This window comes from Caulobacter sp. GW821-FHT11E10, assembly GCF_058808375.1.
Window position 1 is genome coordinate 448,593 of record NZ_JBXARP010000004.1, and the last position, 13,756, is coordinate 462,348.

A 13,756-nucleotide genomic window follows, 5' to 3' on the forward strand; every position below is an offset into this window, starting at 1 on the left:
GCCCAGGGGAAGCGGCTTGGGTCCCGGGCCGGAGAACCTCCAGCCCAGGGAATTTCAAACTCTAGGCCCGAGCGGGATCCGGCACGGCGCCCAGCTCGCCGCTTTCGCGGGCCTTCTTGCCGTAGACCACCTCGAACAGCGGGCTGGCCATCACCGTGGTGACGATCGCCATCAGCACCAGCATCGAGAACAGGGTCGGGCCGATGATGCCCTTCTGCAGGCCGATATTGATGATGATCAGCTCCATCAGGCCGCGCGAGTTCATCAGGGCGCCGATACCCATGGCGGTGCTGTGGTTCTCGCCGGTGGCGCGGGCGGCGAGGTAGCAGGCGCCCCACTTGGCCAGGATCGAGGCGACCAGAATGCCCAGGGCGATCAACAGCAGGCTCGGCGAGTTGACCATGTCCATGCGGGTGTTGAGGCCCGAATAGGTGAAGAACATCGGCAGCAGCAGCACGACCGCCAGCGGCTCGACCTTCTTCTTCAGCTCCTCGACCAGCAGGCCGCGCGGCATGACCACGCCCAGGATGAAGCCGCCGAAGATGGCGTGGATGCCGACGGCGTCCATCAGGAAGGCCGAGGTGCAGAAGGCCAGGATGACCAGGGCCAGCACCGAGGTGCTCATCTGCCCCTCGCGCTCCACCATGCGGCCCAGAGGCGCCAGGATCTTCGGGCCGAAGACGGTGACGAACAGGACCCAGGCCAGGCCGCCGCCGATCGCCAGGGCGGCCACGCCCGGACCACCGCCGAAGGTCGCCAGCACCAGGGCCAGAACGCACCAGGAGACGGCGTCGTCAAAGGCGCCGGCCGTCAGGGTCAGGGTGCCCAGCGTGGTCTTGGCCAGGCCGCGCTCGTTGATGATCCGGGCCAGCATCGGGAAGGCGGTCAGGGCGATGCAGGCGCCCATGAACAGGGTCGCGTTGCCCTGGCTGATGGTCGGCGCGAACAGGCCCGGCACCTTCAGCAGGAACGGGGTGATGATGGCCGCGATGATGAACGGCGCGGCGATGCCGGCGAACGACACGCTCATCGCGCTCTTGGCCTTGGCCTTGAAGTGACCGGCCTGGAAGCTGGTGCCGACCATGAACATGTAGAGGCCCACGCCCAGCTGGGCGCCGACATAGAGGATGTTCTTGGTCTCCTTGGGGAAGATCGCCGCCTGGAGGTCGGGGAACAGCAGGCCCAGCAGGGACGGGCCGAGCACCACGCCGGCGATCATCTCGCCCACGACTTGCGGCTGCTTCAGCAGCTTCTGGCCCAGCCAGCCGACGACGCGGCAGGTCAGGACGATGACGGCCAGCTGCAGGAAGAAGTGCACGCTGAAGTCGGTCGGAGAGAAGCTTTGCGCGGCCGCCTTCGTGGCCGGTCCGTGCTTGTTGAGCAGATCCGCCGCCGTGGCGATCGTCTGCGCGAGTAGGTCTGACACTGTCTTAGCCCCCTAATGAATGTCGCTTGGCTTTGCGCCTTGACCCCATGCCGCGCAGAGATCTGACCAATGCGCAATCCGAGCCGACGATTTTTAACAGCCTTGTCAGCAGATTGTTTTCGTTGGCGAATTTTCTGTTGCCGGGGCGCAACATTGTAGTAACGTACCTACAAGACAACCTTGTCATTGTAGGTACCTAGGCACAAAAATGAAGGTCCTCACGAGCCGCGACTTCAACCAGGATGTCAGCCAGGCCAAGCGCGCGGCCAGAATCGAGCCGGTGTTCATCACCGATCGCGGCCGCCCCACCCACGTGCTGATGAGCGTCGAGACCTATCGCCGCCTGACCGGCCAGACCGAGACCATCGTCGACCTGCTGGCCATGCCGGGGCCCGTAGCGATCGAGTCGGCGCGCTCGACCGAGGCCTGGGACCGCCCGGGGCGCCAGAGAGGCGAGCTCTGATGCACCTGCTCGACACCGACATCGTCCTGGAGCTGCGCAACGCCAAGTCCGGCGCCACCGACCCCGGCCTCGCCGCCTGGGCGGCCGGCGCGGCGCGATCCAGCCTGTTCATCTCGGCCCTGACCCTGCTGGAGCTGGAGAACGCGGTCGCCCGCACCGAGCGCAAGGACAAGACCCCCAAGGACAAGACTGAAACCGCCCTGCTCCGCGACTGGCTGGACAACCGCGTCGCGCCGGCGTTCGAGGGCCGCATCCTGGCGATCGACGCCGCCGTGGTCCGCCGCCGGGCGCATGTGCCGCTGGCGGACTCCCGCGACGCCCTGCTGGCCGCCACGGCCCTGGAGCACGGCCTGGCCCTGGCCACCCGCGACACCGCCGCCTTCGCCAAGGTTCCCCGGCTGAAGGTGTTCAACCCCTGGGGCTACAAGCCCGAGGCCGTCGATGACGAGGAAGACTGGGGCGAAGCCGCCAAGGTCGGCGCGCAGTGGCTGCGCAACATCTTCGTGCGGGGTTAGGGCTCTAAGGCACGCCCGTCGGGCCCCGCGCGTCGGCGACGCTGAGCGTCGTGAACGGCGCGAGTGGGGCCTTGATCGGGATGGGCTGAGCCTCGGCCGCCACCAGGACGGGCTGGGCCGGCTCGGCGGCCACGAACACCGGCTGCGGAGCCGGCTTGGCCGCGACGAACACCAGGCGGTCGCCCTTGCAGGTGCCGGCGTTGTAGAGACCCTTCAGATAGCCGCGCCGCACGAAACCGGCCTTGATGGCGTCGCGCACGGCCTGGTCGTGGCGCTCGGCTCCGGACAGCCTGCGGACCCAGCCGCGCATCGGGATCACGTCGGTGACCGCGCTGGCCACGGCGCCCAGCACGGGCTTGGAGACGTTCGCCCCGCCCTTCTTGGCGTCCTTGGGATCGTCGTAGTCGTCGCCCAGCACCGCATCCAGATTGTCGATCTCGGCCTTCAGCGGCTCGCAGCCGGTCGACGGCGGCGCATAGGGGTCGACCACCGCCTTCTTGAGCAGGTCCGGGATCTCCGAACGCACCACATTGATGTCGCGCAACGGCGCGGTCACGGCCGAGCCGAGATTGTCGCTATTGGCCTCCGAGGAGGTCTGAGGGGGCTTCTGGGACGTCTTCTTGTCCTGCGCCCCGGCCAGCGCCGCATCGGCCGCCCCCATCCCGAGGCTGAGCGCCAGCACGGCCGCCACGTATCGGCGCGCCGCGCCGACGGGCTTGCTGTGAGCTGGCGACATCATTGTGCTGAACTCGCGTGGTTGATCCTAGCCAATCAACCCGGGAGCAGCCCGCGCCGTTCCGCCGGGCGCGGGATCGTGATGAGCACGTCCGGCGGGCCAATCGCCGCCCCTTCCGTCGGGGCGGCGTGGAAAGACCCCCCTAGACCGGCAGGCGGGTCTCGTACTCGCCCAGCAGCCGCGTCCAGCCGTCCCAGAACGGCGACGGTGTCGTACCGGCGATCCGGGCGGCCATGACGTCCAGGTGCATGTGCCAGCCGGCGGCGTGCTTGAGCAGCTGGTCGCGGTTGGCGAAGCGGCGGTGAATGATGGTGAGCAGCACCTCGCCGCGCACCTCTTCCAGCTCGAACGAGACGTCGCCGGTGTTCTGCCAGGTGATGACCAGCTTGTGGGGCGGATCCAGCTCGACGATGCGGCTTTCCATGCTGTGCTCGACGCCGAAGCCGTCCGGCTTCCTGCCCGGCGGGTCGGTCAGCTCGTCGTTGCGCCAGGTGAGCGTGAACGCGGAGTCCTGCTTCATCTCCATCGCCCCCGCCGCCAGCCACTGTTTGCGCAGCTCGCTCTGGGCCAGATAGGACCAGACACGGTCGATCGGACCGGGCAGCCGGCGCAGGATCTTCAGGGTGGTGGGCTCGATCAGCGTCCCGTAGGCGTCGGTCGTCCCGCTTTCGAGGACTTGGGCGTCGGTCATTGGTCATCTCCTTCTGAGGTCTTGGATTTTCGGGCATCGTCCGCGCGGAGCAGGCCTTCGAGCACGTCGAGGCGGCCGGTCCAGAAGCGCTCATAGAAGCCGAGCCATTCCTGGGCGCCGGCCAGGGGGCCAGGATCGAGGCGGCACATGTGGGTCCTCCCCTGCACTTCGCGACGGATCAGGCCGGCGTTCTCCAGCGCCTTGATGTGCTTGGAGGCCGCCGCCAGCGAGATCGAGAACGGCTGGGCCAGCTGGCTCACGGTGCGCTCGCCATCGGCCAGCTCGCGCAGCATCCGCCGACGCGTGGCGTCGCCGAGGGCGTGGAAGACGGTGTCGAGCTGGGCGGCGTGAAGTTCAACCATGAGGTTGAATATAGAAGGCCGCGATGGATATTCAACCGTTTTGTTGAATGATGGTGGATATGCAGCGATGGGGGCGGGCGGATCTCCTTCTCCCCTTGCGGGAGAAGGTGGCCGCCGCAGGCGGTCGGATGAGGGGTCGCACAAACCTAACCGCTTGAGCGAGCAAGCTAATTCGACAGGCCGATCAACCCCTCATCCGGCGCTTCGCGCCACCTTCTCCCGCAAGGGGAGAAGGGATCTGGACGAGCGTTCACGCCCTTTCATCCTCCCCTCCAAAACCCGCCGTATGCTCAACCCACCTCGAAGCACTGGGGAGGGCGCGCGGCCAGCGACCTTCGCGGCTTCGGGGGGCGGTCGAGCGGGCGCGCTCGTCGGCGCGGAGGCGACTCCGCAACTTCGTCCATCCTGAGGTAGTCGACCCTGGAACACAGAAACGACGTTGGACGCGGGCTGACGAGAGCGACAGGGGAGCCGAAAGGCTCCTGACCGGGACTGGGTTTCGCGACCTGGCCCGCCCGTCGGAGGCTTCAAGGTCGGCGGGGTGTTAACAGCATCACGACGGCGCGCTTCCGGAAAATGATCGCGCGGGGCGCTGCGCTTCGTCGAAACGGTATTTCTCCATCTACTCCGGGCGAGGTCCCGGCGCCCCGCTCTCTCCCCATCCCCTCCGGCGCGCCGCGTCGGAGCGCCTAGACACGTCTCTGGAGGAGCCATTGTCCCGACGCCCTAAACCAAGATCCAAGACACCCGCCCTCGAATGGCCGCCGGCGCGCATCGCCGCGCTGCGACGGAAGGTGTTCAAGAAGATGAGGAAGTTCCGCGAGTCGAAGGAACTCCAGCATTTGATCCGACGAGACGAGGAACGGGCTCGGAACCCCCCGCCCCAAGCGGCGCTTTCGGCGCAGCCCGGCGGGGTGGAAGGGACAAGCTCAGCAGGACTTCCCCCCGCGGCGGGGAGGCGTTCCCGAAACGAAAAAGCCCCCGGCCTTGCGGCCGAGGGCTTCTGCTCGTTCTTCGTAGAGAAAGAGACGCTTAGCGGATGACCCGCGCGCCCTTGCCCTTCATCACGGCCTCGACTTCCGCCTGGCGCACCATCGAGGTGTCGCCCGGGGTGGTCATGGCCAGGGCGCCATGGGCCGCGCCGTACTCGACGGCGGCCTGGGGACCCTTGCCTTCCATGAAGCCGAAGGCCAGGCCCGAGGCGAAGCCGTCGCCGCCGCCGACGCGGTCATAGATCTCGAGGTTCTCGCGCATCATCGACGAGTAGAACTCGCCGCCGGCGTACAGGATCGCCGACCAGTCGTTGACCGAGGCGGTCTTGGCGTTGCGCAGGGTGGTCGCGGCGACCTTGAAGTTCGGGAACTGCTTTACGGCGGTCTCGATCATCTTCTTGAAGTTGGCCGGATCGATCGCGCTGATGTGCTCGTCCAGGCCTTCGACTTCAAAGCCCAGGCAGGCGGTGAAGTCTTCTTCGTTGCCGATCATCACGTCGACGTACTGGGCGATGTGACGGTTGACCTTCTGAGCGCCTTCCTTGCCGCCCTGCGACTTCCACAGCGAGGCGCGGTAGTTCAGGTCGTAGGAGATGACGGTGCCGTACTTGCGGGCCACTTCGACGGCTTCGATGACCGCTTCAGCGGTGTTCGAAGCCAGGGCCGCGAAGATGCCGCCGGTGTGGAACCAGCGCACGCCTTCTTCGCCGAACAGCTTTTCCCAGTTCACTTCACCGGGGCGGATCTGCGAGGCGGCCGAGTGACCACGGTCCGAGCAGCCCAGGGCCGGACGAACGCCGAAGCCCTTTTCCGTGAAGTTCAGGCCGACGCGGGTGTTGCGGCCCAGGCCGTCGAAGTCGCGCCAGATGATGTGGGAGGTGTCGACCCCGCCCTGCATCATCAGGTCCTCGACCAGCCAGCCCAGGTCGTTCACCGGCAGAGCGGTGACGGCCGTCGAGCGCTTGCCCCAGCACTTCTTGAAGGCGCGGGCCACGTTGTACTCGCCGCCGCCTTCCCAGACGTTGAACTGGCGGGCGTTGCGCACCCGGCCGAAGCCCGGGTCGAAACGCAGCATCACTTCACCGAAGGAAGCGCAGTCCCACTTGGTTTCCGAAGCCGGGCGAATATTGAGGATATTGTCGGTCATTTAGGCCTTCCCACGAACCTTCTTGATCAGGTCAACAGTCTCGCGGACCTTCTTGGAGATGCCCGCGTAGTCCTTGGCGTCCAGCATCTCTTGGGTGATCAGCTTGGAGCCCATGCCGGCGGCGACGATGCCCGCGCCGAACCACTTCTTCACCGAGGCTTCGTCCGGATCGACGCCGCCGGTCGGCATGATGCGGGTCCAGGGCATCGGGCCCAGCACCGCCTTGACGAAATCGGGACCGCCGACCGACGAACCCGGGAACACCTTGACGATCTCGCAGCCCAGCTCTTCGGCGTACGAGATTTCCGAGGCCGAACCGCAACCCGGCGAATACGGGATCTTGCGGCGGTTGCAGACCTTGGCGACGTCGGCGTTCAGGATCGGGCCGACGACGAACTTGGCGCCGTTGGCGATGTAAATGCCGGCGGTCGGGGCGTCGACGATCGAGCCCACGCCCATGATCACGCGCGGATCCGCCTCGGCGAAGTAACGGGTCACTTCGTAGAAGACGTGGCTGGCGAAATCGCCGCGGTTGGTGAACTCGATGCAGGGCGCGCCGCCGTCGGCGCAGGCCTGGATCACGCTCTTACAGACCTCGACATCCGGGTGATAGAAAACCGGGATCACGCCTTGGTCCATCAGGGCGGTCAGCACCGCCATACGGTCTTTCACCATCGTAAACTCCTTCCCGAAGGATCGATCTTGCGCGGATGGCCGCATGGGCCGCCGCACGGGCAATATTTCGCCGGAATTGGCTCAGGGCGATCCCTTAGACCGCGTTGCGCGCCGGCGCCATACCGGGCTTGTCGCGACGTCAAACTAAGGGGAGCTGAAGCGCGGATTCACGACCGCTTGGCGGCGTGTCCGCGGTTTCGGTCTCTGGTCTCGTTTCCTTCCCCGAACCTTTTTTCCTTCAGCCCCCTCGCCGCCCCGGAGCGCAAAAGTGAGGGCGTCGGTATGACCCGACGCCCCAGAAGTTTGCGCAGGAGCGAGCTCAAAGAGCCGCAAAACGAGACGGCCAACCACGACGCTGAACCGAAACGTTATGACACCGGTGTCACCGAAACCGGGAAAGTGGCCAGGCCACTTCGCCACCGGTGTCATGCGCAGATAAACAGAAACCGCCGGGGAGCGCAAGCGCCGTGCAGAGCGGAAATGAGGCGCTCTAAATGTTTGAAAACTAGCGCGTTTGAAGAGCTGGGAGAGCGCGGGTCTCCCAGCTCAACTTCACGATGAGGATCAGCCCGTGTTCCGCAGCCCCGCGGCGATGCCGGCGACGGTCAGCTGGATGGCCAAGCGCAGCGACTCGTCCTGGTCCCCTGCCCGGCGGCGCGACAGCAGTTCGAGCTGCAGGTGGTTCAGAGGATCGACGGATCGGCCCGCCAGGACCACCGACTCCGACAGGTCCGGCTGATTGTCGAGCAGGGCCGAGCCGCCTCGGATCTCGAGCGCCAGGCGGGTGGCCGCCTCGTGCTCGCGCTGGATGGTCGCGAAGATCCGCTCGGCATTGGCCTTGTCGGGCGACAGGGCCACGTAGCGGGCGGCGATGCCCATGTGGCTCTGGGCCAGGGCCAGTTCCATGTTCGACAGGAGGGACGCGAAGAAATCGAAGTTTCCGGCCAGGTCGCGCAGCTGCTCGACCGACAGGTCGGCCCGCTCGACGCCCGAGGCGAAGCCATACCAGCCCGGCAGCATGAAGCGGGCCTGCGACCAGCTGAACACCCACGGGATGGCCCGCAGGTCCTCGATCTTGCGGCTGGCGGTGCGGCTGGCGGGACGGCTGCCGATGTTGAGGCCGACGATCTCGCTGATCGGGGTCGCCGACCAGAAGAAGTCCTCGAAGGCCGGGTCGTCATAGACCAGGGCCCGGAAGCCGTGGAACGAGGCCTCGGCCAGGGCGGTCATGGCGGCCTCGACCTTGGGGTCGGGCTGATGGATCGGCCGGTCGCTGGCGATCAGCACGGCGGCGGCCAGGCCGTCGAGGTTGCGGCGCGCGGTGGGCTGGTCGCCGAAGCGGCGGGCGATCATCTCGCCCTGCTCGGTCATGCGGATGCGACCCTGGACGGTGCCGGCGGGCTGGGCCAGCACGGCCTCGGCGGCCGGTCCCCCGCCCCGCCCGACGCTGCCGCCACGGCCGTGGAACAGCTGCAGGCCCACGCCCATCCGGTCGGCCTCGTAGGCCAGGGCCGAGGCGCCGCGAGCCACGCCGCGACGAGACGCGACATAGCCGCCGTCCTTATTCGAGTCGGAGTAGCCGAGCATGATCTCCTGCACCGGCCGATCGCCCAGGATGGTCCGCGACAGCGGCATCTCCAGCCACTGGCGCAGCACGGCCGGGCCGTTCTCGAGGTCGCCGATGGTCTCGAACAGCGGCGCGACCTTGACCGAGGCGCGCGGCGCGGCGCCGCCCCAGACCAGGCCGACCTGCTTGAGCAGGACCAGCGGCTCGAGGATGTCGGACAGGGTCGCCGCCTTCGAGATGATGTACGCGCCGAGGCAGCCGTGGCCGTAGTCGCGCACCGCCTGAGCGGCGGCCTCCATGGTGGCCAGCTCCTTGCTCGTCTCCTCGCTATAGGCGGTGAAGGGCGAGACCAGGGGCCGCTGGTGCGACAGCTCCTCGCTCAGCAGCTTGCAGCGGGCGTCCTCATCGAGGTCCAGATAGCGGACGCCCGAACCGGCGCGCTGGAACAGCTCGTGGACCGTGCGCTCGTGGACGTCGGCATTCTGGCGCAGGTCCAGGCTCATCAGGTGGAAGCCGCAGGCCTTGGCCACCTCGACCAGGGTGCGCAGGGCCGAGCCGACCAGGCGCTCGCCGCCGTTACGCTCCAGGCTGTCGATGATGACGTTCAGGTCCGAGACGAAGGCGTCGGGCTGCCCATAGGGCTCGACGTCGGTCGCGCCGTTGGCGTAGGCGACCGGCTGGCCGGTCAGCTTCTGCGAGACGGCGGTCAGGCGGTCGAAGATCAGCTCCAGGGCCAGACGATAGGGCTCGTCCAGGCGATGGACCGACGGATCGCGGGACTGGCTGGCCAGGGCCAGCAGCTCCTCGGACACCGGCGTATAGGCCGTCGAGACCGCGAGGTTGGACCACAGCTTGCGAACCTCGCCGGCGTACCAGTCGAGGATGACGCGAGACTGCGAGGCGAAGGCCAGCTTGAGGGTCTCGCCGTTGACGCCGGGGTGACCGTCGCGGTCGCCGCCCAGCCACGAGCCCATCTTCAGCAGCGGCGCCAGGTGACCGTGCTGGCCGATCTTGCTGGTCCAATCGCCATAGAGGTCGATGATCGCCGGCAGGATCGAGGTGCGGACGATCGACAGCGCGTTGCGGATCTCGTCCTTCACCGTGATCCGCTCGGGGCGATACAGACGGGTCCGCCACATCAGGGCGATCTCGCGGAACAGGCCTTCGCGGATCTCGGCGTCCAGGTCCGGCGGCAGGTGGTGGCGGCGCAGGGCCATCAGGCGCGAGATCTCGGTCTCGCGATCGACCATGCTGCGGCGGCGGACTTCGGTCGGGTGGGCGGTCAGCACCGGCACGACGTTCATGGCCGCGAAGATCCTGGCCAGTTCGGCGTCGGTCTTGCCCCGGCTCTTCAGGAGCTCGACGGCGTCGACCAGGGTGCGCGGGCGCTCGTCGCCCGGCTGGGCGTCGACCTCGGCGTGGCGGCGGCGGCCGGCGACGTCCTCGCCGATATTGGCCAGCAGCGAGTGGCTGGCGAAGGCGCGGGCCAGGAACACGGCCTGGTCGGTCGTCAGGTCGGCGAACAGGTGATCGAGCACCTGCGCCTCGCCGGTGGTCTCATCCTCACGGGAAGCGGCCTTGCGCGCCTTGATCACCAAGGCGGCGGCCTCGTCGCCCTCCAGATAGGCGATCGCCTCCGCCAGCAGCTCGCTCAGCAGATTGGCGTTCTGGCGGACGTGACGGCTAGTCGGATGGTCGACATCGATCGACAGGGCCGGGTTGCGCATGCGCGAGCTCCCGAGGCGACAAAACCTGTCACCTCGTACTGGAATGGATCACGAGAAAGCGTCCGCGTCCCAGTATCATTCCGGGCCGCTAACGCTGCGGCGCCCTCTAGCGCGCTTCACCGGGCGGGGAAAGCCGCCCGGCACGATGGTTGCGCTACCATCGTATTTTTGCGCGGATTTGTTTCGTTAGCGGGCCAGCCAACCGCCATCCACGGGCAGAGTAATGCCCTGGACGTAGTCGGCGGCCGACGAGGCCAGGAACACGGCGGCGCCGCCGATGTCCTCGGGACGGCCCCAACGACCGGCCGGAATGCGCGCCAGGATCGCGGCGTTGCGGTCCTGGTCGGCGCGGAGGGCCTCGGTGTTATTGGTGTCGAAATAGCCCGGCGCGATGGCGTTGACGTTGATGCCCTTGGTCGCCCACTCGTTGGCCAGGATCTTGGTCAGGCCGGCCAGGCCCGACTTGGCGGCCGTGTACGACGGTACGCGGATGCCGCCCTGGAAGGACAGCAGGCTGGCGATGTTGACCACCTTGCCGCCGCCCTGCTTCAGGGCCTGCTTGGCGAACGCCTGGGTCAGGAAGAAGACGACCTTCAGGTTGGTGTCCATCACCGCGTCCCAGTCGGCTTCCGAGAACTCGATCGAGTCGGCGCGACGGATGATGCCGGCGTTGTTGACCAGGATATCGACCTGGCCGAAGGCGGCGACGGTCTCGTCGACCACGCGTTGCACGGGCTCGATCGAGCCGAAGTCGGCCTTGATCGACAGGAACTTGCGGCCCAGCGCTTCGACGGCCTTCTGGGTTTCGGTGGGTTCGCTGCGGCCCGCGGCGGCGATGTCGGCGCCGGCTTGGGCGAGCGCGATGGCGATCCCCTGCCCGATGCCGGTGTTGGCGCCGGTGACGAGCGCGACCTTGCCTTCGAGGCTGAACGGATTGGCCATGACGAGTTCCTGTTCAAAAATCGTGTCATCCCGGACGACCTGGAAGGCCGATCCGGGACCCAGGGGCCAGCGACAATGCGGCCGCCCCTGGGTCCCGGCTCTACGCTACGCTCCGGCCGGGATGACACCGGAGCGCGTGGACTTTCGTCCCTACTTCAGCTGGCAGATGTCCAGCACGTTCATGTCGGTATAGTCGAGGTTCTCGCCGCCCATCGCCCAGATGAACGTGTAGTTCGAGGTGCCCGAACCCATGTGGACCGACCACGGCGGGCTCATCACGGCTTCCTCGTTGGCGATCACGATGTGACGCATCTCGTCCGGCTCGCCCATGTAGTGGAAGACCCGGTCGTTATCGCCCAGACCGAAGTAGAAATAGGCTTCCGAACGGCGGTCGTGCAGGTGGGGCGGCATGGTGTTCCAGACGCTGCCAGGCTTCAGCACCGTCATGCCCAGCAGCAGCTGGGCCGACTTGCAGGTGGTCGGCACGATGTACTGGTAGATGGTGCGCTCGTTCGAGGTCTCCAGCGCGCCGCGCTCGAGGGCGACGGCGTCGGCGAAGGCCAGCTTCTTGGTTTCGAACGAAGCGTGGGCCGGCAGGCTGACCAGGTAGAAGCGAGCAGCGCCGCCGCCCATGCCTTCGAAGGTCACGTCCTTGGCGCCCATGGTGACGTACAGGCCGTCGCGCGGAACGATTTCGTAGACGACGCCGTCGACGGTGATCTTGCCGGTCGTGTCGCCGACATTGATCACGCCCAGCTCGCGGCGCTCCAGGAACGGGTGGCCGGCGGCCGAGGCGGGCTCGGTCTGGTCGGGCAGCTTGACGGCCGCGGTGGCGACCACGCCGCCGACGACGAAGCGTTCGGCGTGGTTGTAGTGCAGGACAATTTGGCCGTCCTGGAACAGGCCGTCCATCAGGTAACGCTCGCGCAGGTCGTCATTGCTGACCGCGAACATCATGTCCGGATGGGTGGCGTGGTAGGTCTTGGCGAACATCGAGGTATCTCCGGAAGGGTGTTCTTATTCGGCGGCGGCGGACAGCGAGGTCGGGCGAGCCCAATCGGGACGCTGGTCCAGCTTGTAGGCCTTCTTAGGCAGGTTGTACGTCAGATCGACGATCAGTTCCTCGGCCTCGACCAGGTCCATGCGGTGCTCGGCGACCATGCGGGCCAGGAACGAGGAATCGACGCGACGCGCCACGTCGTGGCGGGCCGGGATCGACAGGAAGGCGCGGGTGTCATCGTTGAAGCCGACGGTGTTGTAGAAGCCGGCGGTCTCGGTGACCTGCTCGCGGAAGCGCATCATGCCTTCGGGGCTGTCGTGGAACCACCAGGACGGACCCAGCTTCAGGACCGGATAATGCCCAGCCAGCGGGGCCAGTTCGCGGCTGTAGACGGTCTCGTCCAGGGTGAACAGGATCACCGACAGGCGCGGATCGTTGCCCAGACGGCCCAGCAGCGGCTTCAGCGCCGAGACATACTCGGTGCGCATCGGGATGTCGGCGCCCTTGTCGCGACCATGCGAGGCCAAGAGGCCAGCGTTGTGGTTGCGGTGCGAGCCCGGGTGGATCTGCATGACCAGCCCGTCGTCCAGGCTCATCTTGGCCATTTCGGTCAGCATCTGGGCGCGGAACAGCTCGGCCTTCTCGGGCGTGACGTCGCCCTTCACCAGGCTGTCGAACAGCGCCTCGGCCTCGACGTCCGAGAGGTCGGCGGTGGCCGCCGTCGGGTGGCCGTGGTCGGACGAGGTGGCGCCGGCGTCGATGAAGGCCGCGCGGCGCTGCCGGTGGGCTTCGAGATAGCCCTGCCAGCTATAGACGTCCTGACCCGAGACGTCGGCGAAGCGTTCGAAGGCGCGCGGCGAGCGCTCGTCCTCGAAGTCGATGACGGCGTCCGGGCGATAGGCGGTGATGACGTGGCCGCCCCACCCGCTCTCGCGGATGGCGTGGTGGTGCTTCAGCGTCTCGTGCGGTCCCTCGGTGGTGGCCAGGGTCTCGATGTTGAAACGGTCGAACAGAGCGCGCGGACGGAAGGCGTCGGTGGCCAGCGCCTCGTTGATCCGGTCGAAATAGTCGTCGGCGTTCGCGGTTTCGAGGAACTCGGTGAAGCCGAACACCTTGGAGAATACGTGGTTCAGCCAGATCCACGACGGCGTGCCGCGGAAGAGGTGGAAGTTCGAGGCGAACAGCTTCCAGGCCGCGCGCGCATCGGTGGCCGGGACGCCGGCCTTGGACCGCACCTTCAGAGCGTCCAGGCTGATGCCCTGACTGTAGAGCATCCGGTACAGGTAGTGGTCCGGCGCCAGCAGCAGGTCGGTGGCGTCCTGGAACGGCTCGTTGGTCGCGAACCAGCTGGGGTCCGTGTGGCCGTGCGGGCTGATGATCGGCAGGTCCTTGACCAGCGCGTACAGGCCGCGCGCGTAGGACCGCGTCGTCGCATCCGCCGGGAACAGGCGATCGTCGTGGAAATTCAGAGGCCTAACCATGGCGCGTCTGCTCCCTGTCTCACTCAGCGTTT

At 67.0% G+C, this 13,756-nt stretch carries 12 protein-coding genes; 2 read left to right on the forward strand and 10 right to left on the reverse strand.

Annotated elements, in window-relative coordinates:
* Nucleotides 1-61 precede the first annotated feature (61 nt).
* Entirely contained in the window at nt 62-1,426 is a 1,365-nt protein-coding gene (locus tag AC1RRV_RS10745) for a cation:proton antiporter (RefSeq protein ID WP_492859613.1), read from the reverse strand.
* 208 nt (nt 1,427-1,634) lie between these two features.
* Here AC1RRV_RS10745 and AC1RRV_RS10750 point away from each other — a divergent pair, with 208 nt between their 5' ends.
* Complete coding sequence (locus AC1RRV_RS10750) at nt 1,635-1,889, forward strand: type II toxin-antitoxin system Phd/YefM family antitoxin (protein ID WP_492859614.1); 255 nt, start codon at nt 1,635-1,637, stop codon at nt 1,887-1,889.
* A complete protein-coding gene (locus tag AC1RRV_RS10755) occupies nt 1,889-2,404 on the forward strand; it encodes a PIN domain-containing protein (RefSeq protein ID WP_492859615.1) in 516 nt (171 codons plus the stop codon). The genes AC1RRV_RS10750 and AC1RRV_RS10755 overlap by 1 nt, the downstream gene beginning before the upstream one ends.
* A 4-nt stretch (nt 2,405-2,408) precedes the next feature.
* Here the strand turns inward: AC1RRV_RS10755 and AC1RRV_RS10760 are convergent, their stop codons facing one another.
* The 9 genes from AC1RRV_RS10760 to uxaC form a co-directional block, all read right to left on the reverse strand.
* Nucleotides 2,409-3,143: a hypothetical protein gene (locus tag AC1RRV_RS10760; RefSeq protein WP_492859616.1), complete on the reverse strand. Its 735-nt coding sequence runs from the start codon at nt 3,141-3,143 to the stop codon at nt 2,409-2,411.
* A gap of 139 nt (nt 3,144-3,282) precedes the next feature.
* Nucleotides 3,283-3,831: an SRPBCC family protein gene (locus tag AC1RRV_RS10765; protein ID WP_492859617.1), complete on the reverse strand. Its 549-nt coding sequence runs from the start codon at nt 3,829-3,831 to the stop codon at nt 3,283-3,285.
* Nucleotides 3,828-4,193: an ArsR/SmtB family transcription factor gene (locus tag AC1RRV_RS10770; protein WP_492859618.1), complete on the reverse strand. Its 366-nt coding sequence runs from the start codon at nt 4,191-4,193 to the stop codon at nt 3,828-3,830. The genes AC1RRV_RS10765 and AC1RRV_RS10770 overlap by 4 nt, the downstream gene beginning before the upstream one ends.
* A 1,032-nt stretch (nt 4,194-5,225) precedes the next feature.
* Nucleotides 5,226-6,332, reverse strand: a complete 1,107-nt coding sequence (locus tag AC1RRV_RS10775; RefSeq protein WP_419321212.1) for a PfkB family carbohydrate kinase — start codon at nt 6,330-6,332, stop codon at nt 5,226-5,228.
* Complete coding sequence (locus tag AC1RRV_RS10780) at nt 6,333-7,007, reverse strand: bifunctional 4-hydroxy-2-oxoglutarate aldolase/2-dehydro-3-deoxy-phosphogluconate aldolase (protein WP_047411483.1); 675 nt, start codon at nt 7,005-7,007, stop codon at nt 6,333-6,335. It lies immediately after the preceding gene.
* Between the two features lie 564 nt (nt 7,008-7,571).
* Nucleotides 7,572-10,301, reverse strand: a complete 2,730-nt coding sequence (ppc, locus tag AC1RRV_RS10785) for a phosphoenolpyruvate carboxylase (RefSeq protein ID WP_492859619.1) — start codon at nt 10,299-10,301, stop codon at nt 7,572-7,574.
* Nucleotides 10,302-10,487: 186 nt separating this feature from the next.
* Nucleotides 10,488-11,243: a 2-dehydro-3-deoxy-D-gluconate 5-dehydrogenase KduD gene (kduD, locus tag AC1RRV_RS10790; RefSeq protein WP_492859620.1), complete on the reverse strand. Its 756-nt coding sequence runs from the start codon at nt 11,241-11,243 to the stop codon at nt 10,488-10,490.
* Nucleotides 11,244-11,393: 150 nt separating this feature from the next.
* Nucleotides 11,394-12,236: a 5-dehydro-4-deoxy-D-glucuronate isomerase gene (kduI, locus tag AC1RRV_RS10795; RefSeq protein ID WP_492859621.1), complete on the reverse strand. Its 843-nt coding sequence runs from the start codon at nt 12,234-12,236 to the stop codon at nt 11,394-11,396.
* A gap of 24 nt (nt 12,237-12,260) precedes the next feature.
* Nucleotides 12,261-13,724, reverse strand: a complete 1,464-nt coding sequence (gene uxaC, locus AC1RRV_RS10800) for a glucuronate isomerase (RefSeq protein ID WP_492859622.1) — start codon at nt 13,722-13,724, stop codon at nt 12,261-12,263.
* Nucleotides 13,725-13,756: the final 32 nt, after the last annotated feature.